The sequence below is a fragment of the Streptomyces sp. DT190 genome (assembly GCF_049846985.1).
Lineage (GTDB): Bacteria > Actinomycetota > Actinomycetes > Streptomycetales > Streptomycetaceae > Streptomyces.
Genome location: NZ_JBNCNM010000001.1, coordinates 130738 through 154600, shown reverse-complemented (window position 1 = coordinate 154600; position 23863 = coordinate 130738). Strand labels below are relative to the sequence as shown.

The 23863-nt window shown below is 73.3% G+C and carries 21 protein-coding genes and 1 pseudogene; 13 read left to right on the top strand and 9 right to left on the bottom strand.

The window, feature by feature from the left end:
• Positions 1–15: 15 nt before the first annotated feature.
• Together ACPXCS_RS00645 and ACPXCS_RS00640 are read left to right on the top strand one after the other, a co-directional pair.
• Positions 16–465 (top strand): annotated as a pseudogene (locus tag ACPXCS_RS00645) (histidinol-phosphatase); the annotation flags it as partial.
• A 24-nt stretch (positions 466–489) separates the two neighbouring features.
• Positions 490–1317: a PaaX family transcriptional regulator C-terminal domain-containing protein gene (locus tag ACPXCS_RS00640; protein ID WP_425945893.1), complete on the top strand. Its 828-nt coding sequence runs from the start codon at positions 490–492 to the stop codon at positions 1315–1317.
• On the opposite strand, the gene ACPXCS_RS00635 is transcribed toward ACPXCS_RS00640, so the two are convergent.
• Genes ACPXCS_RS00635 through ACPXCS_RS00620 form a run of 4 tightly spaced genes read right to left on the bottom strand, consistent with a single transcriptional unit; the run spans position 1308 to position 5089 of the window.
• A complete protein-coding gene (locus ACPXCS_RS00635) occupies positions 1308–1763 on the bottom strand; it encodes a MaoC family dehydratase (RefSeq protein ID WP_425945892.1) in 456 nt (151 codons plus the stop codon). The two genes, ACPXCS_RS00640 and ACPXCS_RS00635, sit on opposite strands and share 10 nt — an antisense overlap.
• Before the next feature lie 8 nt (positions 1764–1771).
• Complete coding sequence (locus ACPXCS_RS00630) at positions 1772–3274, bottom strand: acyl-CoA synthetase (protein ID WP_425945891.1); 1503 nt, start codon at positions 3272–3274, stop codon at positions 1772–1774.
• 1 nt (position 3275) lies between these two features.
• Positions 3276–4172: an amidohydrolase family protein gene (locus tag ACPXCS_RS00625; RefSeq protein WP_425945890.1), complete on the bottom strand. Its 897-nt coding sequence runs from the start codon at positions 4170–4172 to the stop codon at positions 3276–3278.
• Complete coding sequence (locus ACPXCS_RS00620; RefSeq protein WP_425945889.1) at positions 4172–5089, bottom strand: SDR family NAD(P)-dependent oxidoreductase; 918 nt, start codon at positions 5087–5089, stop codon at positions 4172–4174. The genes ACPXCS_RS00625 and ACPXCS_RS00620 overlap by 1 nt, the downstream gene beginning before the upstream one ends.
• A 112-nt stretch (positions 5090–5201) precedes the next feature.
• On the opposite strand from ACPXCS_RS00620, the gene ACPXCS_RS00615 reads away from it, so the two are divergent.
• The 4 genes from ACPXCS_RS00615 to ACPXCS_RS00600 all read left to right on the top strand — a co-directional run bounded on the left by ACPXCS_RS00615 (position 5202) and on the right by ACPXCS_RS00600 (position 9268).
• Positions 5202–5720 carry a MarR family winged helix-turn-helix transcriptional regulator gene (locus ACPXCS_RS00615; RefSeq protein ID WP_425945888.1) on the top strand — a complete coding sequence of 173 codons (519 nt, stop codon included), beginning with the start codon at positions 5202–5204 and terminating at the stop codon, positions 5718–5720.
• A gap of 94 nt (positions 5721–5814) precedes the next feature.
• A complete protein-coding gene (locus ACPXCS_RS00610; RefSeq protein ID WP_425945887.1) occupies positions 5815–7161 on the top strand; it encodes an MFS transporter in 1347 nt (448 codons plus the stop codon).
• On the top strand, positions 7158–8528 hold the full coding sequence (locus tag ACPXCS_RS00605) for an alpha/beta hydrolase family protein (protein WP_425945886.1): 1371 nt from the start codon (positions 7158–7160) through the stop codon (positions 8526–8528). The genes ACPXCS_RS00610 and ACPXCS_RS00605 overlap by 4 nt, the downstream gene beginning before the upstream one ends.
• A complete protein-coding gene (locus ACPXCS_RS00600) occupies positions 8525–9268 on the top strand; it encodes an IclR family transcriptional regulator (protein WP_425945885.1) in 744 nt (247 codons plus the stop codon). The genes ACPXCS_RS00605 and ACPXCS_RS00600 overlap by 4 nt, the downstream gene beginning before the upstream one ends.
• On the opposite strand, the gene ACPXCS_RS00595 is transcribed toward ACPXCS_RS00600, so the two are convergent.
• The 4 genes from ACPXCS_RS00595 to ACPXCS_RS00580 all read right to left on the bottom strand — a co-directional run bounded on the left by ACPXCS_RS00595 (position 9242) and on the right by ACPXCS_RS00580 (position 13227).
• Entirely contained in the window at positions 9242–10117 is an 876-nt protein-coding gene (locus ACPXCS_RS00595; RefSeq protein WP_425945884.1) for an oxygenase MpaB family protein, read from the bottom strand. The two genes, ACPXCS_RS00600 and ACPXCS_RS00595, sit on opposite strands and share 27 nt — an antisense overlap.
• A 62-nt stretch (positions 10118–10179) precedes the next feature.
• Positions 10180–11061 (bottom strand): SDR family oxidoreductase, encoded by an 882-nt coding sequence (locus ACPXCS_RS00590; protein ID WP_425945883.1) that lies wholly within the window; start codon positions 11059–11061, stop codon positions 10180–10182.
• Between the two features lie 29 nt (positions 11062–11090).
• Entirely contained in the window at positions 11091–12719 is a 1629-nt protein-coding gene (locus ACPXCS_RS00585; RefSeq protein ID WP_425945882.1) for a phytoene desaturase family protein, read from the bottom strand.
• Positions 12712–13227, bottom strand: a complete 516-nt coding sequence (locus tag ACPXCS_RS00580; protein ID WP_425945881.1) for an SRPBCC family protein — start codon at positions 13225–13227, stop codon at positions 12712–12714. Before ACPXCS_RS00580 ends, ACPXCS_RS00585 begins: the two co-directional genes overlap by 8 nt.
• Before the next feature lie 133 nt (positions 13228–13360).
• Here ACPXCS_RS00580 and ACPXCS_RS00575 point away from each other — a divergent pair, with 133 nt between their 5' ends.
• Together ACPXCS_RS00575 and ACPXCS_RS00570 are read left to right on the top strand one after the other, a co-directional pair.
• On the top strand, positions 13361–13630 hold the full coding sequence (locus ACPXCS_RS00575) for a hypothetical protein (RefSeq protein WP_425945880.1): 270 nt from the start codon (positions 13361–13363) through the stop codon (positions 13628–13630).
• Positions 13631–13772: 142 nt separating this feature from the next.
• Entirely contained in the window at positions 13773–15170 is a 1398-nt protein-coding gene (locus ACPXCS_RS00570; RefSeq protein WP_425945879.1) for a glycoside hydrolase family 16 protein, read from the top strand.
• A 52-nt stretch (positions 15171–15222) separates the two neighbouring features.
• Here the strand turns inward: ACPXCS_RS00570 and ACPXCS_RS00565 are convergent, their stop codons facing one another.
• The gene (locus ACPXCS_RS00565) at positions 15223–16110 is read right to left on the bottom strand and encodes an AraC family transcriptional regulator (protein WP_425945878.1); all 888 of its coding nucleotides are present in this window, start codon (positions 16108–16110) and stop codon (positions 15223–15225) included.
• A gap of 166 nt (positions 16111–16276) precedes the next feature.
• Here ACPXCS_RS00565 and tkt point away from each other — a divergent pair, with 166 nt between their 5' ends.
• The 5 genes from tkt to pgi are packed head-to-tail and all read left to right on the top strand — an operon-like array spanning position 16277 to position 23863.
• Positions 16277–18352, top strand: coding sequence for a transketolase (gene tkt, locus ACPXCS_RS00560; protein WP_425945877.1), 2076 nt, complete (start codon positions 16277–16279; stop codon positions 18350–18352).
• Positions 18353–18371: 19 nt separating this feature from the next.
• Positions 18372–19517 carry a transaldolase gene (gene tal / locus ACPXCS_RS00555; protein ID WP_425945876.1) on the top strand — a complete coding sequence of 382 codons (1146 nt, stop codon included), beginning with the start codon at positions 18372–18374 and terminating at the stop codon, positions 19515–19517.
• A complete protein-coding gene (gene zwf / locus ACPXCS_RS00550) occupies positions 19514–21274 on the top strand; it encodes a glucose-6-phosphate dehydrogenase (RefSeq protein WP_425945875.1) in 1761 nt (586 codons plus the stop codon). The genes tal and zwf overlap by 4 nt, the downstream gene beginning before the upstream one ends.
• Positions 21271–22206 carry a glucose-6-phosphate dehydrogenase assembly protein OpcA gene (gene opcA, locus ACPXCS_RS00545; protein ID WP_425945874.1) on the top strand — a complete coding sequence of 312 codons (936 nt, stop codon included), beginning with the start codon at positions 21271–21273 and terminating at the stop codon, positions 22204–22206. The genes zwf and opcA overlap by 4 nt, the downstream gene beginning before the upstream one ends.
• On the top strand, positions 22199–23863 hold the full coding sequence (gene pgi, locus ACPXCS_RS00540; RefSeq protein ID WP_425945873.1) for a glucose-6-phosphate isomerase: 1665 nt from the start codon (positions 22199–22201) through the stop codon (positions 23861–23863). The genes opcA and pgi overlap by 8 nt, the downstream gene beginning before the upstream one ends.

The following is a 23863-nucleotide window of genomic DNA, read 5'->3' as shown; positions in this document are numbered from 1 at the left end:
CGCCACCATCCGCCGGGCGGCCGGCTGCGGGTGCGCCCAGGTGACCGGCTGACGCCGCACCTCAGCGTGACGACCGCCTCGCGGCCCACCCCGCACGGCGTCCTGCCCGAGTTGGCGCACGTCGACGTCATCCGGGGCGCGGTGCGCGGCCCGGTCGCCGATCGTGACACCTGGAAGGCCCCGGACACCGGGGGCGTCCGGTCGGTCGACGTCTCCGGCCGCACGGGCACCTGGACGCTGCGCGACCCGCTGAGCGCGGGCGCGGAGTCGTTCCGCATCCGGCTGCGCGGCAGCGACGGCAACCGGCACGGCACCGGCTGCCTCGGTGCCGCGGTCGACCCGCACGGGCCGGTGCCGCACCCGCCCGGGGACGGCGGCCCGTGGGCGGACACCTGGTTCCGGTCGCACCCCGTCTTCGTCGGCGTGGCCGGCTCCCCCGCCGCGTACCGGCAGGTCACGGACTGATCGGGCGGAGGTACGGTGGGCCGCGTGACCGGTGAAGAGTCGCTGCGGCCCCAGTCCCTGATGCTGACGTTCCTGGGCGACCAGGTGCTCGGCCGTGACGTGTGCGTGTACTCGGGCAGCGTCATCGACGTGTTCGCCCGCGCCGGCATCGGCGAGCAGGCCACCCGCTCCACGCTGACCCGCATGGCCGGCCGCGACCTGCTGCGCCGCCAGCGTGAGGGGCGCCGCATGTACTTCGGGCTGACCGGCCGCGCGGAGGCGGTGCTGCGCGACGGCGAGCAGCGCATCTGGCGGACCGGTGCCGTCAACCGGCACTGGGACGGCACCTGGACCCTGCTCGGCTTCTCGCTGCCCGAGTCCTGGCAGCGCCAGCGCCACGACCTGCGCTCCCGGCTCACCTGGAGCGGCTTCGGCCCGCTGTTCAACGGCCTGTGGATCGCCCCGGGCGAGATCGACGTGTCGGCCCTGGTGGCCGAACTCGGTCTGTCCGCCCACGTGAAGGTGTTCCGGGCGCAGGCGGACGCCGGCATGGACATCGGGCAGATGATCGAGGAGACCTGGGAGCTGTCCGACCTGGCCGCGCGCTACGCGGGCTTCGTGCGGCGCTGGCAGCCCTGGGAGGACGACCTGCCGGACGCCGACGACGCGCTCGTGCTGCGCCTGCGCCTGCAGACGGAGTGGCTGCGGATCGTCCGGCGGGACCCGCGCCTGCCGGTGAAGCACCTGCCGGACGACTGGCCGGCGGAGCAGGCCGAGAAGACGTTCCGGACCGTGCACGAACGGCTCTCGCCCCTCGCCCGGGCGGCCTCGGAACGTCTGCTGGACCTGGTGCCCGTCCGGCCTCAGGCGTAGAACCGCGACAGGCTCCGCAGCACCGCCGCCGGCTTGGCGGCGCCCTCGATCTCGATGGTGCCCGCCACGGTGATCTGCGCGCCGCCCGGCACGTCCTCGACCTCGTCGAGCCGTGCGGTCAGCCGGATGCGGGAGCCCACCTTCACGGGGGACGGGAAACGCACCTTGTCGAGACCGTAGTTGACCTTCGTCGTCACGCCTCGGACGTCCAGCAGCTCGGTGAAGAGCGGGATGAACAGGGAGAGCGTGAGGTAGCCGTGCGCGATGGGGGCGCCGAAGGGGCCCTCCTTCGCCCGCCCGGGGTCCACGTGGATCCACTGGTGGTCGCCCGTGGCGTCGGCGAAGGTGTCGACGCGCTCCTGCGTGACCTCGATCCACTCGCTGCTGCCGAGGTCGCCGCCGGCGAGCTTCCTCAGTTCGCCGAGGCCGTTGACGGTGATGGTCATGCGGTTCCTTACGGGTTGCCGTAGCGGGTACGGACGCGGGACTTGAGGAGTTTCCCGGAGGCGGTGCGCGGGAGTGCGTCCGCGAGGACCACCGACTTCGGGATCTTGTACTTGGCGAGGCGCCCGGCGAGGGAGGCGAGCACCTCGCCGGGGTCGAGGACGGCGCCCTCGCGGGCCACCACGACCGCGCGCGGCACCTCGCCCCACGTGGCGTCGGGCACGCCGATCACCGCGCACTCGGCGACGTCGGGGTGGGCGAGGATCCGGTCCTCGATCTCGGCGGGGTAGACGTTCTCGCCACCGGAGATGATCATGTCCTTGAGGCGGTCGACGATGTGGACGTAGCCGTCCTCGTCGACCCGGGCGGCGTCGCCGCTGCGGAACCAGCCGTCGGCGAAGGACGCGGCCGTCTCCTCGGGCAGCCCCCAGTAGCCGGGCATCACGTGCGGCCCCCGCACCACGACCTCCCCGACCTCGCCGACGTCGACCGGTGTCAGGTCCGGCCGTACGACGCGCACGTCGCTGAAGAAGTGCGGCACGCCCGCCGACCCCGCCTTGCTCACGGCGTGCTCGGCGTCCAGGAAGAGCGTGCCGGGGGCGGCCTCGGTCATGCCGTAGCCCTGCAGGAAGGTCAGTCCGCGCTCCTGGTAGGCGGCGATCAGCGGGGTGGGGACCGGGGAGCCGCCGCAGGTGAGGAGGCGCAGCGAGGACAGGTCGGCGTCCGGCCAGCGCGGGTGCCGGGCCATCCGGTCGAACATGGTCGGCACGCCGAACATGAAGGTGATCCGGTGCCGTGCGACCAGGTCGAAGGCGGCGTCCGGGTCGAAGGCCTCGACCAGGACGCAGGCGCCGCCCTTGAGCAGGACCGGCAGGGTCAGCATGTTCAGCCCGGCCGTGTGGAACAACGGGGCGCAGACCAGGGCGCGTTCGTCGGCGGTCAGGTCGGTGTCGACGAGGACGTTCAGCGCGTTCCAGGTGAGGTTGCCGTGGGTGAGCATGGCGCCCTTGGGGCGGCCGGTCGTGCCCGAGGTGTACATGATGATGCAGGTGTCGTCGGCACCGACCGGTTCGTCGACCGGCTCCCCGGACGCCTCGGCGAGGGCCGCCTCGTACTCCGGGCCGGTCTCCAGGTAGAGACGGACATCGGTGCTGCCGGGCAGGCCCGCGACCAGGCCGGCGTGGGAGGGGCCGTACACGAGGGCCTTCGCTCCGGAGTCGGTGAGCTGGTAGGCGATCTCCGGTCCGGTGAGGCGGATGTTGAGCGGGACGAAGACCGCGCCGAGGGTGCCGGCCGCGAACAGGGTCTCCAGGTAGGAGGGGTGGTTCGGGCCCAGGTAGGCGATGCGGTCGCCGCGGCGCACGCCCCGGGCGCGCAGGGCGTGGGCCAGACGCGTGGTGCGGGTGTGCAGCGTGCCGTAGTCGACGGCGTGGCCGCCGTGGACCAGGGCGGTGCGGTGCGGGGTCTTGCGGGCCCGGCGGGCGGGCCACGACCCCAGTCCCTCGTTGCGCATGTCACGCCCCTTGCGGTGCGGCCAGCCCGAGCAGGCGGGCGGCGTTCTCCTTGAGGATCTTCGGCCGGACCTCCTCCTTGATGGTCAGCTTGTCGAAGTCGGCGAGCCAGCGGTCGGGGGTGAGGACGGGGAAGTCGGAGCCGAAGAGGACCTTGTCCTTCAGCAGGGTGTTGGCGTACTGCACGAGCTGCGGCGGGAAGTACTTCGGCGACCAGCCGGACAGGTCGATGTGCACGCCCGGCTTGTGCGTGGCGACGGCCAGGGCCTCGTCCTGCCAGGGGAAGGACGGGTGCGCCAGGATGATCTTCAGGTGCGGGAAGTCGGCCGCCACGTCGTCCACGTGGAGCGGGTTGGAGTACTTCAGCCTGATCCCGCCCCCGCCGGGGACGCCGGCGCCGATGCCCGTCTGCCCGGTGTGGAACAGGGCGATCGCGCCGGTCTCCTCGATCACCTCGTACAGGCCGTACGCCACCGCGCGGTCGTCGGGGAAGAACCCCTGGATGCTGGGGTGGAACTTGAAGCCCTTCACCCCGTACTCCTCGACCAGGCGGCGGGCCTGCCGCACCCCCGCCCTGCCCCGGAAGGGGTCGACGGAGGCGAAGGGGATGAGGACGTCCGGGTTGGCGGCGGCCGCCTCGGCGACCTCCTCGTTGGGGACGGGCGGGGTGCCGGTCGCGGACTCCGCGTCCACCGTGAAAATCACCGCGGCCATCCTCCGCTCGCGGTAGTAGGCGGCGGTCTCCTCCAGCGTGGGCTTCCGCTTGCCCTCGACCTTGAAGTAGGCCGAGGAGGCGGCGTGCAGGTCGTCGTCGAGGGAGGAGTGGCCCCTGGCGGAGACCTCGGCGTGGGTGTGGACGTCGATCGCGACCAGGTCCTCGACCTTCAGGGAGGGTTCCATCACGCCTCCGGGAGCTTCGGCGCCGGGATGCCGACCGGCTGGAGCTCGGCGCCGACCGAGGTGGGCCAGGCGTCCGCGAGGGCGTCAGGGGTCCAGCCGCCGTCGGCGTAGGCCGCCCGGATCTCCTGCGGATGCGACCAGAGTGCCACCTTGTCGCCGCCGATGCCGATGCATTGACCGGTGACGCCGCGCGCGGCCTCGGAGGCGAGGAAGGGCACGAGGGCCGCGCAGTCCTCGGGGGTGCCGAAGCCCTCGCCCTTGCGCAGGACGTCCGGCAGCGGCTCACCGGCGCGCAGGGCCTCGACGTACGGGGCGAAGGCCGGGATCGTCTCGGTCATCGCGGTCGCCGCGACCGGCACGATCGCGTTGACGGTGATGCCCGCCCGGCCCAGCTCCATCGACCAGGTGCGGGCCATCGCCGCGATGCCGGCCTTGGCGGCGGCGTAGTTCGTCTGGCCGAAGTTGCCGCGCTGGCCCGCCGGGGAGCCGACCAGGATCAGGGTGCCGCCCCCGCCCTGCTCGCGCATCCGGACGGCGGCGGCCCGGGCGCAGGTGAAGGTGCCCCTGAGGTGGGTGGTGAGCACCGCGTCGAAGTCCTCGTCGGACATCTTCCACAGCACCTTGTCGCGCAGGATGCCCGCGTTGGTGACCAGGACGTCCAGCCGGCCGAACTCCTCGACGGCGCGGCCCACCAGCCGCTCGGCGGCTTCGGCGGTGCCGACCGGGACGACCTCGGCGACGGCCCTGCCGCCGGCCTCCCGGAGGGACTTCACGGCCGCCGCCGCCACGGCCTCGTCGATGTCGTTGACGACGACGGACGCGCCGTGGGCGGCCAGGGCACGGGCGTAGGCGAGGCCGAGGCCCCGGCCGCCGCCGGTGACGACGGCGGCCTTGCCGGAGAGATCGATGCGGGGCACGGGGGATCCCTTCACACGGGGGTTCGGTGCGAGCCCAGGGGTCGGCTCACGAGATCGAAGCTAAAAGCAATAATTGTTGACGTCAATAGTTGTTGTGATCCACGGGTGCGGGATGCTGGAATCTCCGGGACGCACCGAGCACAGGGAGCCCGCCATCACACGCCAGAACGCCACCCCGAAGCCCATCGACGCGGACGAGCCCTGGATGCGAGGGCTGCACGCCGACACGGGCTATCTGCTGTACCGCCTGGGCCTGCGCTCGGGGCAGCTCTTCAACGCCTGCCTGCAGGAGTCGGGCCTGCGCCTGCGCCATTACGCGGTGCTGCGCTTCCTCGCCACCACCGAGGGTGCTTTGCAGAGGGAGTTGAGCAGCCGGCTCGGCTACGACCCGAGCGCGATCGTCGGCCTGGTCGACGACCTGGAGAAGCTGGGCTTCGCCGAGCGCCGCCCCTCCCCCGACGACCGCCGCAGCCGGATCGTCGTCCTGACCGGGGCCGGGCGCGCCTTCCTGCGCGACACCGACGAGGCCGGCCTGCGCGTGACCGGCGAACTCCTGGGTCCCCTGGACCCGTCCGAGCGCGAGACGCTGCACGCGCTGCTGCTGCGGATCGCGGAGGACGGCCTGACCTGACCGGCTCCCACTGATGTTGTGCAAATGATTGACTGCTGCACCAGGGATGCATAACTTCACGGACCAACCGCGCCCCGTCCCCAGGGAGCCCACCGTGCAGTCATCCCCGTCAGCCGCCCGTCCCGCCCCCGATCCACGGCAGTTGCGCCGCGTCGCCGTGTCCGGCCTGCTGGGCACGACCGTCGAGTTCTACGACTTCCTCGTCTACGGCACGGTCGCCGCCCTCGTCTTCGGCGACCTGTTCTTCCCGCGGGCCGACCCGGCGGTCGGCACCGTCGCGGCCTTCGGCACCTTCGCCGCGGGCTACCTCGCCCGCCCCCTCGGCGGCATCGTCTTCGGCCACTTCGGCGACCGGCTCGGCCGCAAGTCGATGATGCTGCTGACCATGGTCCTGATGGGGGCGGGCAGTTTCCTCATCGGCCTGCTGCCCACCTACGACGCGATCGGTGTCTGGGCGCCGGTGCTGCTGGTCGCCCTGCGCGTGGTGCAGGGCCTCGCGATCGGCGGCGAGTGGGGCGGCGCGATGCTGATGGTCGTCGAGCACGCCGAGCACACGCAGGGCTCCCGGCGCGGCCTGTGGTCCAGCTTCACGCAGCTGGGCGCCCCGCTCGGCTCCGTGCTGTCCGCCGGTGTGGTCACGCTCGTCGCCGCCCTGCCGGACGAGCAGTTCCGCTCCTGGGGCTGGCGCGTGCCGTTCCTGCTGAGCATCGTGCTGCTGGCCGTCGGGCTGTTCGTCCGGCTGCGGGTCGCCGAGAGCCCGCTGTTCGCGCAGGTGCGCGCGGAGCCGGTGGCCGGGCCGCCGATCCTGGAGGTGCTGCGCCGCCCCAAGCCCGTGCTGCTGGCCGCCTGCGTGGGCATCGGCGCCTTCACCGCCCAGTCGCTGCTGACCAGCTTCATGATCTCCTACGCCGTCGACCAGGGGTACACCCGCCCGCAGGTGCTGACCGCGGTGACCGTCGCCTCCTGCGTGGCCCTCGTGGTGCTGCCCACCGCGTCCGCGCTGTCGGACCGGGTCGGGCGCCGGCCCGTCGTCCTCACCGGTGCGCTCGCCTCGGCCGCGCTCGCCTTCCCGGTGCTGGCCCTGGTCGACTCCGGCTCGCCCGGACTGCTGATCCTCGCCCTGGCCCTCGGCCACGGCGTCGCCCAGTCGACGATGTACGGGCCGCTGGGCGCCCTGCTCAGCGAGATGTTCGGCACCCGCGTGCGCTATACCGGCGCCTCCCTCGGCTACCAGGGGGCGACCCTGATCGGCGCCGGGTTCTCCCCGCTGATCGCGGGCAGCCTCCTCGCCTCCTTCGGCGGCGGCAGCACACCGGTGTCGCTGCTGCTGTGCGCGGGCGCGGCGATCACCGCGGTCACCGTGTGGCGGCTGCGCGAGACCCACACCGACGCCCTCGACTCCCCCGCCACCTCCCCCGCCCTGGAAGGGACCCCCCGTTGAGGATCCGCCTCGCCCTGCTGACCGCCACGCTGGCCCTGGCCGCCACCGCCCTGCCCGCGCGGGCCGCCGCCACCCCCACCCACCTGGAGGGCCGGCTGCCCTCCGGCGCCGCGTACGTGATGGACGTACCGGCGTCCTGGAACGGCACGGTGCTGCTCTACAGCCACGGGTACACCCCGGCGGGCGCCCCCAACCCGGCCCAGAACACGCCCGGTCCGGCCGCCCGGGACCGGCTGCTGGCCGAGGGATACGCACTGATCGGCTCGTCCTACGCGACCAACGGCTGGGCCGTCACCGAGGCCGTGCCCGACCAGCTCGCCACCCTGGACCTGTTCACCTCGACGTTCGGCAAGGCCCGCCGCAGCCTCGCCTGGGGCACCTCGTACGGCGGTTTCGTCACCGGCATGCTCGCCGAGCGGCACGCCGGCCGGTTCGACGGGTCGTTGTCGATGTGCGGCCTGCTGCAGGGCGGAATCGCCAACTGGAACAGCACTCTGGACCCGGTGTTCGCGCTGCGCACCCTGCTCGCCCCCGGCTCCGGCGTCCGGCTCGCGGGGTTCGCGGACCAGGCCGAGGCAGTCGCGGCGGCCAAGTCGCTCACCTCGAAGGCCGAGGCCGCCCAGCGGACGCCGCAGGGCCGGGCCCGCATCGCCCTCGCCGCCGCCCTGCACGGCATCCCGGGCTACAACGACGCCGCGCAGATCGAGCCCGGCCCCACCGACTGGCAGGGGCAGCAGGCCAACCAGTACGCCGCCGTCCGGGGGCTGCTCCAGATGCCCGCGTTCGCCTGGCGGCAGGAGGCCGAGGCCCGGGCGGGCGGCAACCCGTCCTGGAACACCGGCGTCGACTACTCCGCCCTGCTGGCCCGCTCCCCGCTGTACAAAGAGGTGACCGAGCTCTACAAGGAGGCGGGACTGTCCTTGCGCACCGACCTGTCGGCCCTGGACCGGGCGCCCCGGATCGCCGCCGACCCGCCGGCCGTGCGGTGGATGCGGAACACCAGCGTGCTCTCCGGCCGGCTCGCCGACCCGCAGCTGACCCTCCACACGACCGGCGACGCGCTGATTCCGGTGCACGCCGAGAGCGCCTACCGGCGGGCGGCGGGCGCGGCGGGCTCCGCGGGTCTGCTGCGGCAGGCGTACGTCGACGGCCCGGGCCACTGCACGTTCACCACCGGCGAGACGCTGGCCGCCCTGCGCACCCTGGAGCACCGCCTGGACACGGGCCGCTGGGACGCCTCGCCGCGCGCCCTCAACTCCCGCGCCAGGCAGCAGGATCCGGCGTCCGCGCCCCGCTACGTGGCCTACCGCCCGGCCGCCTACCCCCGTCCCTACGACCTGTCCCACCCGGGGGACGCCCGGCCATGACCGCCCCTACCGCCTCCGGCCGGCTGCTGTCCGTGCTCGCGGCCTTCGACCACGAGCATCCGGCCCTGTGCCTGACGGACATCAGCCGGCGGGCGGGACTGAGCCTGACCACCACGCACCGGCTGGTCGGGGCGCTCACCGAGTGGGGCGCCCTGGAGCGGGACGAGTCCGGCGTCTACCACGTGGGACTCAGGCTGTGGGAGCTCGCCGCTCTGGCCCCGCGCGGACTCGCCCTGCGGCAGATCGCGCTGCCGTACCTGGAGGACCTGTACGAGGCGACGCACGAGAACGTGCAGCTGGCCGTGCGGGACGGCCGGGACGTCGTCTACACCGAGTGGCTGTCGGGGCGGTCGGCGGTCGGGGTGCACATCCGCGTCGGCGCCCGCTGGCCCCTGCACGCCACCGGCGTCGGACTGGCCCTGCTGGCCCACGGCGGCCCGGAGCTGCAGGACGCGTACTGCGCGGGCGAGCTGGCCTCCTTCACCCCGTACACGATCACCGACCCGGTACGGCTGCGGCGGGCGCTGGCCGAGGTGCGGCGGTCGGGTGTCGCCGTGAGCGACCGGCAGGTGACGGAGGACGCCCTGTCGGTGGCGGCGCCGGTGCGCGGCGCGGACGGTTCGGTCACCGCCGCCGTGTCCGTCGTGGTGCCCTACGCGGACGCCCAGGTCCCGGTCCTGGCCCCGGCGGTGCGGCTGGCGGCGCGGGGCATCTCACGCGCGCTGGGGTGGCAGCCCTGACGCCTCCCGGCCCGGGGTCATCGCCCAGCGGATGGTCCGCGTCAGGGCCTGCCCGGTGGGGCGGACGGCGAGGTACTCCACGACCGGCACCCGCGGCAGCCACAGCATGCCGCGTGCCCAGGGCGGCAGCAGGGTGACGGCGTTGGCGGCCAGGCCGCCGTAGAAGGGGCGCACCGCCAGGGGCAGGGGCGGCTGGAAGAGCAGGAAGCGGGCGGCCGCGCGGGCCTCGGGCGTGGCCCGCAGCTCGGGCCGGTAGGCGGTCAGCCGCTCGGTCAGCTCGCGGCGGCTGCGCGGCGGGTCCTCGGCGCCCAGGGCCGCGGCGACGCGGGCGGTGTCGGCGACGTAGGCGTCGTAGCCCGCGGCGTCCAGGGGACGGGCCCCGTAGCGCTCGTGGGCGCGCAGGAAGCTGTCCGTCTCGGCGGCGTGCACCCAGGCCAGCAGGTGCGGGTCGGCCGCGTGGTACGGCTCGCCCTCGGCCGTCGTGCCGCGGATGCGCGCGTGGATGGCCCGGACCCGGTCGACGGCCAGCCGGGCGTCCTCGTCCGTGCCGTAGGTGGTGACGGCCAGGAAGGTGCTGGTGCGCTGCAGGCGGCCCCACGGATCACCGCGGTAGCCGGAGTGCCCGGCGACCGCCGCCATCGCCAGGGGGTGCAGCGACTGCAGCAGCAGCGCGGCGAGGCCGCCGATGAACATGGAGGCGTCGCCGTGGACCGTGCGGATCGGCCGGTCGGGCCCGAACCAGCGCGGCCCGGGCGTGTGGTGGATGCGCGCACGTGTCGCGGGCCCGCCGGGTCCCGCGACGCGGCGGAACAGGGCCTGGCCCAGTTGTTCGCGGACTGCGGTCAGCACGGTCGGCCTCCCTTCCCCTGCCGACCAGTGTCCGTCATCCGCGCCGGACGGGGCCGCCCGCGTCAGGCCGGGGGCCGCGCCGCCGCGCTGTCGGCCCTGCCGCCCGCGCCGAGCGGCCCGGTGGCGCGGAGCGAACCGGAGGCCTCCAGGCGGGGCAGCGCGCGCCGCGCCACGCGCAGCACCACGGGCGGCAGGGCCGAGCGGACCGGCTGGGCCAGCCGCAGCCAGGCGGGCACGTACACCGCCGTGCGGCGGCGCTCCAGGCATTCGGCCAGGCGGGCGGTGACCTCGTCCACGGGGTGCACGCGGCGGGCGGGCGGGGGCATGTGGGCGCGCAGCTCCCGCAGCACGGCGTGGCGGTCGGCGTCGCGGATCATGTCGGTGTCGGTCCAGTTGATGTAGGCGATGCCGACGCCCACGCCCCGGTGCGCCACCTCCGCCCGCAGGGCGTGCGCGAACGCCTCGACGCCCGCCTTGGAGGCGCAGTAGGCGCTCATCAGCGGGGCGGCGCCGATGGACGCCAGGGAGGCGACCTGGAGGAAGTAGCCCGCGGTGTCCAACAGGTCCGGCAGGAACGCCCGGGCCGTGTGGGCGCTGCCGGTGAGGTTGACGTCGATCACGCGCCGCCAGACGTCCGGGTCGGAGTCCAGGAACGCGCCGCCCTCGGCGATACCGGCGTTCGCCACCACCGCCGAGGGGCGGCCGAGGGCGTCGCGCACGGTCCCGGCGGCCGCCCGCAGGGCGGAGAGGTCGGTGATGTCCACCTCCACGGCCAGCGCCGGGCCCGGCAGGGAGGCGGCCACCGATTCCAGGGAGCTCCTCTCGTGCCCGAGGAGCGCCACGCGGGCGCCGCGCCGGGCGGTGGCGCGGGCCAGGGCGGCGCCCACGCCGCGGGCGGCCCCGGTGATGACGACCGTGCGGTCGGCGAGCGGACTGCTGCGCATGGGCCGCCCTCCTTCCCGCCCGCTGGGGGCTACGGGGTTCGGCGCCTGGTTCCGGTGCGGTCGCGGCGGGCCAGCAGCCGTTGCGCCCCGGCGAGGCCGGGCGGCAGGTTGCGGCGCAGCGCGGCCCGGGCGGCGTTGGCTCCGGGAGCGCCGTGCACGCCGCCGCCCGGGTGGGCTCCCGAGGAGGCGAGGTACAGGCCGGGCAGCGGGGTCTCCGGGCGGCCGGTGCCGGGCAGGGGGCGGAAGACGAGCTGCTGGTGCATCGCGGTCGTGCCGCCGTTGATGGCGCCGCCCGCGAGATTGCCGTCCATCGCCTCCAGCGTCGGGGGCGCCAGGATCCGGCGGGCCCGGATCCTTTCGCGGAAGCCCGGCGCGAACCGTTCCACCTGGCGCTCGACCCGGTCGGCGAAGAGCTCCTGGTCCTTGGCTGACCAGTCGCCGGTGATGCCCTCGTCTCCCGCGTCGGCGCGGATCTCGTGCGGGATGTGGGTGTAGGCCCAGGCCGACTCGGTGCCCCGCGGGGAGCGGGTGGCGTCGGAGGTGGTCATCTGGCCGAAGATCACGAACGGGCGGTCCGGGACCTGCCGCATGGCGATCTGGGCGGCGAACCGGGTGAGCTCGTCCATGCCGTCGGCCAGGTGCACGGTCCCGGCTCCGGCCGCCTGCTCGGCCTGCCAGGGCACCGGGCCGTCGAGCGCCCAGTCGACCTTGAAGGTGGCGAAGTCCCACTGGAAGCGCCGCAGGTCGTCCAGGAGCTGCGCGGGCAGGTGTTCGGGCTCGACCAGCTGCCCGTACAGGGCGGGCACCGAGACGTCCGCGAGCACCGCGCGGCGTGCGGGCACTGCGTCACCGGCCGCCGTGCGCACCCCGACGGCCCGCCCGCCGCGGACCACGACCCGCTCGACGCGCTGCCCGCAGCGCACTCGCCCGCCGAGGCTCTCCAGACGGCGCACCAGGGCCGAGGTCAGCGCGCCGGAGCCGCCCGCCGGGACCGGGAAGCCGTACGTCTGCCCCAGCATCGCCATCAGCCAGCCGAAGCCGCCGCTGCCCGCCGACTCGGGTGCGAGGTCGGCGTGCAGGGCGTTGCCGGCCAGCAGCAGCCGGCCGCCCTGGCCGCGGAACTCCTCCTCGCCCAGGCGGCGCACCGGCAGCACCAGGGAGCGGGCCATGCGCAGGCCGCCCGCCGCGCGCAGCCGCAGCGCCAGCCGGGCCGTCGCGCGCACCGGCGGGAAGGGGGTGAACAGGGCGTCCAGGAGGTCGGGGCGCAGGCCCTGCCACACGTCGTGCAGCCGCCGCCAGGCGTCACCGTCGGCCGGGTCGAAGGCGTCGAGGGAGGCGGCGGTGGTCGCGATGTCGCGGTCCAGGACGGCGCAGCTGCCGTCGGTGAGGGGGTGCGCCAGCACGCTGGGCGCGTGGCTCCAGCGCAGTCCGTGGTCCTGCAGACGCAGGGTGGCCAGGACCGGCGAGGCGGCCGCGAGGGGATAGAAGGAGCTGAACAGGTCGTTGACGAAGGCGGGGTCCACGCCCCGGTCGTGGCGCACCGCGCCACCCGGTTCGGGCTGCTCCTCCAGCACCTCGACACCCCACCCGGCGTCCGCCAGGAGGTTGGCGGCCACCAGGCCGTTGGGTCCCGCGCCGATCACCACGGCGTCAGGCACGGCGGGCCCCGTCCGGGTCGGAGCCGACGGTCACCTGGCCCAGGGCGCGGCGGCCGCCGCCCTCCGTCCCCACTCCGGCCTCGGCCTCGCACAGGCGGGCCAGCCGGGCCAGCATGGCGCGGTGGCGCAACTGGATCAGCGCTTCGAAGCCGACGTTGTGCAGCCGGCCACCGGCCCCGCGCAGGGGATGCTCGTCGACGATGACCAGGCAGTGCTCGCCCCAGGGCCGCAGCTCGATCGCGATGCGTGCGGTACCGAGCGCACCGGCGTTGGCCTCCAGCTCCAGCCGGCTGCCCACCTCGCAGTGGCGCACGGTCGTCTCGTTGTCCAGATGCACGGGACCGAGCCGGACCCGGTAGCGGATCGCGGCGTCCTTGTGCGGCCAGTGCCCGCGCACCGGGTGGGACTCGGAGGTGCCCACCACCCACTCCCCGTAGCGGTTGCCGTCGGCGAGGACGTCCCACACGGCGCTCGGCGGGACTCGGATCAGGTGATGTCGTACGGCCACGGGTGCCTCCTGCTGCCTGGACCGGGTTGTGCGTCCCGAGTGCCCCGCCGGGCCCGTTTCACAACCCGGGGGCAACCGTCGTGCCCCGGCGCGAGTCGAACCCGGCGAGGTGCTCGACGGGGGGAGAGCGGCGATGGCGCGGTCGGACGGGGCACGGCGGTGGGCACGACGGTGGGCACGGTGGCTGGCGGCGCACCGGTGGTGGCAGCACGGGGTGCGGTGGCTGCTGATGACGGTCGTCGGGATGCCCCTCGTCATCGTCCTGGCCGCCGGCGGACTGCCCGACTGGACGCCCGCGATCGTCGTCGCCCTCGTGCTGGTCATGGACGACGCCGTAGGCCGGTACGTGAAGCGCTGGTCGGCTGCTCCGGAACCGCAGCGTGGCGAGCAGGCGCCCGGCTGATCCCGGTTCGTTTCGTTCAGGCTCTGCACCCGGCGACCGCGCCCTGGTTTTCTCGTCTTCATCCCTTGACGGCCCCGACGCGGCGGAGCACATTGGCGGCACTTTGAGAGCGCTCTCACCCCCTTCCCCGAGGAGCCCCCACATGAGCGAGACCTCAAGCACCCCCCGCAGACCCCGCTCCCTCAGGCGGGTGTTCGTCGCCGTCGCCGGCACGCTCGGCCTCGTGGCGGCCGCCGCAGCGGTCGCCACCCCGCCGGCCGGCGCCGCGGCCCCGCCGCCCCCGTCGGGCTGGACGCAGGTGTTCCTCGACGACTTCACCGGCCCCGCCGGCAGCGGCGTCAACACCGCGAACTGGCAGTACGCCACCGGCAAGGGCTACCCGGGAGGCCCCGCCAACTGGGGCACCGGCGAGATCGAGACGATGACGAGCAGCACGGACAACGTCTCCCTCGACGGCAACGGCAACCTGCGCATCACACCCCGCCGCGACGCCGCCGGGAACTGGACCTCCGGCCGTGTCGAGACCAACCGCACCGACTTCCAGCCCCCGGCCGGCGGCAAGCTCCGCGTCGAGTCGCGCATCCAGGTGCCCAACGTCACCGGGGCCGCCGCCAAGGGCTACTGGCCCGCGTTCTGGATGCTCGGCGCGCCGTACCGCGGCAACTACTGGAACTGGCCGGCGGTCGGCGAGCTGGACATCATGGAGAACACCCAGGGCATGAACACGGTGTTCGCGACGATGCACTGCGGCACCTCGCCGGGCGGCCCCTGCAACGAGACCAGCGGCATCGGCTCCTCGACCACCTGCCAGGGCACCACCTGCCAGGCGGGCTTCCACACCTACCGGATGGAGTGGGACCGTTCGACGAGCGTGGAGGAGATCCGCTTCTACCTCGACGGCGTCAACTTCCACACCGTGCGCGCCAACCAGGTCGACGCCACGACCTGGCGCAACGCCACCGACCACGGCTTCTTCATCATCCTCAACGTGGCGATGGGCGGCGGCTTCCCGGACGCGTTCGGCGGCGGCCCGGACGCGGGCACCCAGCCCGGCCACGCGATGCTCGTCGACTACGTGCAGGTGCTGTCCTCGGGTGGCGGGGGCACCACGCCTCCGCCCACCGGCAACCGCGACGCCTACGGCACCATCCAGGCCGAGTCCTTCGACGGCCAGTCCGGCACCATGACCGAGACGACCACCGACTCCGGCGGCGGCCAGAACGTCGGCGCGCTGGCCAACGGCGACTGGCTGCAGTTCAAGGGCGTGAACTTCGGTTCCACGGCGGCCCGGCAGTTCAGCGCCCGGGTCGCGAGCGGCGCCGCCGCCGGCGTCAGCGGGCTGGTCGAAGTACGGCTGGACAGCCGGAGCAACGCGCCCATCGGGAGTTTCGCGGTGGGCAACACCGGCGGCTGGCAGTCGTGGCGGACGGTTCCCGCCGACATCGGCTCCGTGACGGGCACCCACGACGTCTATCTGACCTTCACCAGTGGACAGCCCGCGGACTTCGTGAACGTCAACTGGTTCACCTTCGGGCGCTGATCCGAACCCGGGAAGGGGCTCCACGCACGCGTGGAGCCCCTTTTGGGCGTGCTCAGCGCAACTCCGCGCGGAACGCCGCCGGAGTCCGGTCCGTGTGCTGGTGGAAGAACTTGGAGAAGTTGGCGGCGTCCGGGAAGCCGACCGCCACCCCCACCCGGCCGATCGGCAGGTCGGTGTGGGCGAGGAGGCGTTTGGCCTCCAGGACCACGCGCTTGTCGATGAAGGACTTGGGCGTCTCGCCGGTGGCGGCCCGGACCGCGCGGACCAGGGTGCGGCGGGAGTAACCGAGCGCGTCGGCATAGGCGCTGACGCTGTGGTTGGTGGCGAAGTCCCGCTCCACGGCGTCCCGGAAGAGGGTGAACGTGGAGTCGGTCCACTGCCGCTGCGCCTCGGCCGCACTGGCCGCCAGGTGGGCCAGACGCAGCAGGAACGCCGTCAGGGAGTGGCGCAGGACGGCGGTGTGCAGGCTCTGGGGCAGCGTGGCGGTGTCCTCGTACTCGCGCCGCAACTGGCCGAGCGCGGCGCGCAGTCCGGCGAGCTGGGCGGCGTCGGGGCGCAGCAGCGGCGGCAGGTCGTAGCGGTACAGGCCGGTGGCCTCCACCGTCGAGCGGGGCAGGAAGCCCGGCTGCATGGTGAGCACCGTTCCGCGGTACTCGCTGGTGCGCGAGAAGCGGTGGACCTGCCCCGGGCGGATCCACAGCAGGTCCCCGGCGCCGGCCTCGTACTCGGTGAAGTCGACCATGTGCCGGACCGGGCCCGCGCCGAACAGCATCACGACGTGGAAGTCGATGCGGTGCACGCGCTCCAGCGGCGCGTCGGCGTGCCAGGTGCGGCCGGTGCCCATCGGGCCGACCTGCATGCCGACTCCGCCGACGCTCAGCTCGACCGGGAAGGGGAACGTTCTGATCCCGTCGCCGCCGTGGATGCTTCTGTCCGCCATGTCCGTCTCGTACCGCCCCGTCACCGTGCCGTGCCACCCCGGCCGCCCGCGGGTGTCCCACTTTCACCACAGGCTGACACACCGCGACCTTCCACGGAAAAAGTCAGACTTTTAATTTTGAACGTGTCAGACCAGCCACTTCGCTCCTATCGAGGACTTCTTGAAGATGAGCACGCAGACAGCGGACAGCTTCGAATGGACCGATCTCGACCGGCGTGCCGTCGACACCGCCCGTCTGCTGGCGGCCGATGCCGTGCAGCGGGTGGGCAACGGGCACCCCGGCACCGCCATGAGCCTGGCTCCGGCCGCGTACACGCTCTTTCAGAAGGTGATGCGGCACGACCCGGCCGACCCGGAGTGGACGGGTCGTGACCGCTTCGTCCTCTCCCCCGGGCACACCTCCCTGACCCTCTACACGCAGCTGTACCTCGCGGGCTACGAGCTGGCGCTGGACGACCTGAAGGCGTTCCGCACGCACGGCTCGAAGACGCCGGGGCACCCCGAGTACGGCCACACCGCGGGGGTGGAGACCACCACCGGACCGCTGGGCCAGGGCGTCGCCAACGCGGTCGGCATGGCCATGGCCGCCCGCTACGAGCGCGGCCTGTTCGACCCGGACGCCCCCGAGGGGGAGTCGCCCTTCGACCACACCGTCTGGGCGATCGTCTCCGACGGCGACCTCCAGGAGGGCGTCTCCGCCGAGGCCTCCTCGCTCGCCGGCCACCAGCGGCTCGGCAACCTGGTCTTCCTCTACGACGACAACCACATCTCCATCGAGGGCGACACCGCGACCGCGTTCTCCGAGGACGTGCTGAAGCGCTACGAGGCCTACGGCTGGCACGTGCAGCGCATCGCCCCGCAGGAGGACGGCGACGTCGACGTGCGGGCACTGCACGCGGCGCTGCGGGCGGCGCAGGCCGAGACCGCGCGCCCCTCGATCATCGCGATGCGCACGATCATCGCCTGGCCCGCCCCGAACGCCCGCAACACCGAGGCCTCGCACGGCTCGGCGCTCGGCGAGGAGGAGGTCGCCGCCACCAAGCGCCTGCTCGGCTTCGACCCGGACCGGACCTTCGAGGTCGCCGACGAGGTGCTGGCCCACACCCGCACGGCGCTGGACCGGGGCGCCGAGGCGCACGCCGCCTGGGACAAGCGGATCGCCGCCTGGCGCGGTGAGCACCCCGAGCGGGCGGCGACCTTCGACCGCGTCAGCAAGGGCGACCTGCCCGAGGGCTGGGAGGACGCCCTGCCGGTGTTCGAGCCGGGCAAGGCGGTCGCGACCCGTGCGGCGTCCGGCAAGGTGCTCCAGGCGCTCGGCGCGGTCCTGCCCGAGCTGTGGGGCGGCTCCGCCGACCTCGCCGGTTCCAACAACACCACCATCGACAAGACGTCGTCCTTCCTGCCGCGGGGCAACCCGCTGCCGCAGGCCGACCCGTACGGCCGCACCGTGCACTTCGGCATCCGCGAGTTCTCCATGGCCGCCGAGATGAACGGCATCGCCCTGCACGGCAACACGCGGATCTACGGCGGCACCTTCCTGGTCTTCTCCGACTACATGCGCAACGCCGTCCGCATGTCGGCCCTGATGCAGCTGCCGGTGACGTACGTGTGGACGCACGACTCGGTCGGCCTGGGCGAGGACGGCCCGACCCACCAGCCGGTGGAGCACCTGGCCGCGCTGCGGGCCATCCCCGGCCTGAACGTCGTACGGCCCGCCGACGCCAACGAGACCGCGGTCGTCTGGGCCGAGATCCTGCGGCGGCACACCACCGACCCGGCCCCGCACGGTCTGGCGCTCACCCGTCAGGGTGTGCCCACGTACGAGCCGAACCCGGACGCGGCGCGCGGCGGGTACGTCCTCGCCGACTCCTCCACCGAGGTGCCCGAGGTGGTGATCGTGGCCACCGGTTCCGAGGTGCAGCTCGCCGTCGCCGCGCGCGAGGCGCTGCAGGCCGAGGGGATCGGCACCCGGGTGGTGTCGATGCCGTCCGTGGAGTGGTTCGAGCAGCAGCCGCGGGCCTACCGCGACAGTGTGCTCCCGCCGTCCGTGAAGGCCCGGGTCGCGGTCGAGGCCGGCATCGGCCTGACCTGGCACCGGTTCGTGGGGGACGCGGGACGCATCGTCTCCCTGGAGCACTTCGGCGCCTCCGCCGACGCGAAGACCCTGTTCGCCGAGTACGGCTTCACCCCCGAGAACGTCGTCGCGGCCGCCCGGGAATCCCTGGCCGCCGCACGCGGTTGATCCGACCGCCCGAAGGAAGATGATCACTGTGACCGAAGCAACCGCGACCGCGGGAGCACTCAAGCGCCTGTCCGAGGCGGGCGTGTCGATCTGGCTGGACGACCTGTCCCGCCGGCGGATCGAGTCCGGCCACCTGGCCCGGCTCGTGCGGACGAAGGGCGTCGTCGGCGTCACCACGAACCCGTCGATCTTCCAGGCCGCCATCGGTTCCGGCGACGGCTACGAGGAGCAGCTCGCCGACCTGGCGGTGCGGGGCGTGACCGTCGACGAGGCCGTCCGGATGATGACGACCGCCGACGTCCGGGCCGCCGCCGACGTGCTGCGCCCGGTGTACGAGGCGACGGGCGGCCGGGACGGCCGGGTCTCCATCGAGGTCGACCCCCGGCTGGCCCACGACACGGCGGCCACCGTCGCCGAGGCCCGGCAGCTGGCCTGGCTGGTGGACCGCCCCAACGTGATGATCAAGATCCCGGCGACGAAGGCGGGGCTGCCCGCGATCACCGAGGTGGTCGGCGCGGGTATCAGTGTCAACGTGACCCTGATCTTCTCCCTGGAGCGCCACCGCGAGGTGATGGACGCCTACCTCGCCGGTCTGGAGCGGGCGAGGGCGGCGGGCCTGGACCTGTCGGCCGTGCACTCGGTGGCGTCGTTCTTCGTCTCCCGGGTGGACGCCGAGATCGACAAGCGGCTGACGCTGCTGGGCACGGACGAGGCCCTCGCCCTGAAGGGCCGGGCGGCCCTGGCCAACGCGCGGCTCGCCTACGAGGCGTACGAGCAGGCCTTCGCCGGGCCGCGCTGGCAGGCCCTGGAGGAGGCCGGGGCGAACCGCCAGCGCCCCCTTTGGGCCTCCACCGGTGTGAAGGACCCCGCCTACGAGGACACCCTGTACGTGGACGGACTGGTCGCCCCCGGCACGGTCAACACCATGCCGGAGGCCACGCTGAACGCCGTCGCCGACCACGGCGACGTCCGGGGCGACACGGTCACCGGCGGTTACGACCGGGCCCGGGCGGACCTGGCGGCCGTCGAACGGCTCGGCATCGGGTACGACGAGGTGGTGCGGCAACTGGAGGACGAGGGAGTGGCCAAGTTCGAGGTGGCCTGGCAGGACCTGCTGGACGCGGTCACCAAGTCCTTGAACAGCGAGGGAGTTGACGCGGAATGAGCGAGGGCATCCACCGGACGGCCGAGCAGGAGACGAAGGGGACCAAGGAGGACAAGGAGGCCCGGGCGGCCCAGGAGGCGGCCGGGGTCGAGCAGACCGGGGCCGACGGCACGGCCGGGACGGCCGAGGGCGAGCGGACCGGCGACGGCGGCACGACGGAGGCGGCCGAAGACGGGCAGAGCGGCGACGCCGGCCCGGTGGGAGCCGCCGCCCCGCGCACGGACGGGGCCGGCCCCGACTTCACCAACCCGCTGCGCGACGCGCGCGACCGCCGCCTGCCCAGGATCGCGGGCCCCTCCGGGCTCGTCATCTTCGGCGTCACCGGCGACCTGTCCCGCAAGAAGCTGATGCCGGCCGTGTACGACCTGGCCAACCGCGGCCTGCTGCCGCCGGGCTTCTCCCTGGTGGGCTTCGCCCGCCGGGACTGGGAGGACCAGGACTTCGCGCAGGTCGTGCACGACGCGGTGCGCGAGCACGCCCGCACCCCGTTCCGCGAGGAGGTCTGGCAGCAGCTCGCCGAGGGCATGCGGTTCATCCCGGGCGACTTCGACGACGACACGGCGTTCAAGCAGCTGCGCTCCGCCGTGGAGGAGCTGGACGCCTCCCGGGGCACCAGCGGCAACTACGCCTTCTACCTCTCGGTGCCGCCGAAGTTCTTCCCCAAGGTCGTCCAGCAGCTGAAGAAGCACAAGCTGGCCGACGCCCCGGAGGGCTCCTGGCGCCGCGCGGTCATCGAGAAGCCGTTCGGGCACGACCTGGCCTCCGCCGAGGAGCTCAACCGGATCGTGCACGAGGTGTTCGATCCGGAGCAGGTCTTCCGCATCGACCACTACCTGGGCAAGGAGACGGTCCAGAACCTCCTGGCGCTGCGCTTCGCCAACCAGATGTTCGAACCGATCTGGAACCGGTCCTTCGTCGACCACGTGCAGATCACCATGGCCGAGGACATCGGCATCGGCGGCCGGGCCGGTTACTACGACGGCATCGGCGCCGCCCGTGACGTCATCCAGAACCACCTGCTGCAGCTGATGGCGCTCACCGCGATGGAGGAGCCGGCCGCGTTCGACGCCCCCTCGTTGCTGACCGAGAAGCTGAAGGTCCTCAAGGCCGTGCGGCTGCCGCAGGACCTGGGGCAGGGCACCGTGCGCGGGCAGTACGCGGCGGCCTGGCAGGGCGGCGCGAAGGTGCGCGGCTACCTGGAGGAGGAGGGCATCGACCCGTCCTCCACGACCGACACCTACGCCGCGATCCGGCTGCAGGTGGACAACCGGCGCTGGGCCGGTGTCCCGTTCTACCTGCGCACCGGCAAGCGGCTCGGCCGCCGGGTGACGGAGATCGCGGTGGTCTTCCAGCGGGCCCCGCACTCCCCCTTCGACTCCACCGCCACCGAGGAGCTCGGCGCCAACGCGATCGTCATCCGCGTCCAGCCGGACGAGGGCATGACGGTCCGCTTCGGCTCCAAGGTGCCGGGCACGTCGATGGAGATCCGGGACGTGACGATGGACTTCGCCTACGGCGAGTCGTTCACCGAATCGAGCCCCGAGGCGTACGAACGGCTGATCCTGGACGTCCTCCTGGGCGACGCCAACCTGTTCCCGCGCCACCAGGAAGTGGAAGAGTCCTGGAAGATCCTCGACCCGATCGAACAGTACTGGGCCACGAACGGCCGGCCCGCGCAGTACGCCTCGGGCAGCTGGGGACCCGCGGAAGCCGACGAGATGCTCGCACGAGACGGACGGAGCTGGCGCAGGCCATGAAGATCGACCTGACCGACACCACGGCAAGCAAGATCAACAAGGCGCTGGTGCAGGGCCGCCGCGCCATCGGCACCCCCGCCGTGGGCATGGTCCTGACGATGGTGATCGTCACGGACGAGGAGAACGCCTACGACGCGATCAAGGCGGCCGAGGAGGCCTCGCACGAGCACCCCTCACGCACCCTGGTCGTCATCAAGCGGCACGCCCGCACCCCGCGCGACCGCCAGTCCTCCCGGCTGGACGCCGAGGTCCGGGTGGGCGCCGACGCGGGCACCGGCGAGACGGTGATCCTGCGGACCTACGGCGAGGTGTCCGACCACGCCGACTCGGTCGTGCTGCCGCTGCTGCTGCCGGACGCGCCGGTGGTGGTGTGGTGGCCGGTGGACGCCCCGGACGTCCCCTCCAAGGACCCGCTCGGCGCCCTGGCGCAGCGGCGGATCACCGACCTGTACGCCGTCGAGGACCCGCTCGGGACCCTGCAGCGGCGGGTCCGCTCCTACGCGCCCGGCGACACCGACCTGGCCTGGACCCGGCTGACGCCCTGGCGCTCGATGCTGGCGGCGGCCCTGGACCAGGCCCGGGTGCAGGTGATCTCGGCGGCGGTGGAGGCCGAGGCCGAGAACCCGGCCGCCGAGCTGCTGGCCCGCTGGCTGGAGGCCCGGCTGCACGTCCGGGTGGACCGCGTGGTCACCGCCGGGCCGGTGGTGACGGCCGTGCGGCTGGGCACCGAGAACGGCGAGATCGTCATCGACCGCCCCGAAGGGCCGCTGGCCACGCTGACCCTGCCGGGCCAGCCGTCCCGGACCCTGGCACTGAAGGTCCGTGCCACTTCCGAACTCATCGCCGAGGAGCTGCGGCGCCTCGACGCGGACGAGATGTACGCCATCGCCCTGAACGGCGAGGCAACCGAGGAGACCCCCGCTCATGTCTGACTCCCCCGCCGGCTCGCCCCGGCTCACCCGCCGGCCCGAGTGGACCGCCCTGGAGGACCACCGTGCCGACGCCCTGCCGCAGCCGGACCTGCGGCAGCTGTTCGAGGCGGACCCGGGCCGCGCCGAGCGCTACGTCGTGCACGTCGGCGACCTGCGCATCGACTACTCCAAGCACCTGATCACCGACGAGACGCTGGCCCTGCTCCAGGAACTGGCCGCCGCCACCGACGTCTTCGGGCTGCGGGACGCCATGTTCCGCGGTGAGAAGATCAACACCACCGAGGACCGGGCCGTGCTGCACACCGCGCTCCGGGCGCCGCGGGAGGCGGTGATCGAGGTCGACGGGGAGAACGTCGTGCCGGGCGTGCACGCCGTGCTGGACAAGATGGCCGCCTTCGCGGACCGGGTCCGCTCGGGCGAGTGGACCGGCCACACCGGCAAGCGCATCCGCAACGTCGTCAACATCGGCATCGGCGGCTCCGACCTCGGACCGGCGATGGCCTACGAGGCGCTGCGGCCCTTCACGGACCGCTCGCTGACGTTCCGCTTCGTGTCGAACGTGGACGGCTCCGACCTGCACGAGGCCGTCCGCGACCTGGACCCGGCGGAGACGCTGTTCATCGTCGCGTCCAAGACCTTCACCACGATCGAGACGATCACCAACGCGACCTCGGCGCGGTCCTGGCTGCTGGCGGGACTCGGGGGCGACGAGAAGGCGGTCGCCCGGCACTTCGTGGCGCTGTCGACCAACGCGGAGAAGGTCGCCGGGTTCGGCATCGACGTCGACAACATGTTCGAGTTCTGGGACTGGGTCGGCGGCCGCTACTCGTACGACTCCGCGATCGGCCTCTCCCTGATGATCGCGATCGGCCCGGACCGCTTCCGGGAGATGCTCGACGGCTTCCGCATCGTCGACGAGCACTTCCGCAACGCCCCCGCCGAGGCCAACGCCCCGCTCATCATGGGCCTGCTGGGCATCTGGTACGGCAACTTCCACGACGCCCAGTCGCACGCCGTCCTGCCCTACAGCCACTACCTGTCCAAGTTCACCGCCTACCTCCAGCAGCTCGACATGGAGTCCAACGGCAAGTACGTCGGCCGGGACGGGCGCGAGGTGGAGTGGCAGACCGGGCCGGTGGTCTGGGGCACGCCCGGCACCAACGGGCAGCACGCCTACTACCAGTTGATCCACCAGGGCACCAAGCTCATCCCGGCCGACCTGATCGGCTTCGCCCGGCCGGTCGCCGAGCTGAGCGACGAACTCAAGGCGCAGCACGACCTGTTGATGGCGAACCTGTTCGCCCAGGGGCAGGCGCTCGCCTTCGGCAAGACCGCCGAGGAGGTGCGCGCGGAGGGCGTGCCCGAGGAGCAGGTGCCGCACCGCACCTTCCAGGGCAACCACCCCACCACCACGATCCTGGCCACCGAGCTGACCCCGTCGGTCCTCGGCCAGCTCGTCGCCCTCTACGAGCACAAGGTGTTCGTCCAGGGCGCGGTGTGGAACATCGACTCCTTCGACCAGTGGGGCGTCGAACTCGGCAAGGTCCTCGCCAAGCGCGTCGAACCCGCCCTGACCGAGGGCGCGGACGTCCCCGGTCTCGACCCGTCCACGGCCGCCCTGGTGGCCGCCTACCGCAACCTTCGGGAAGTGAACTGA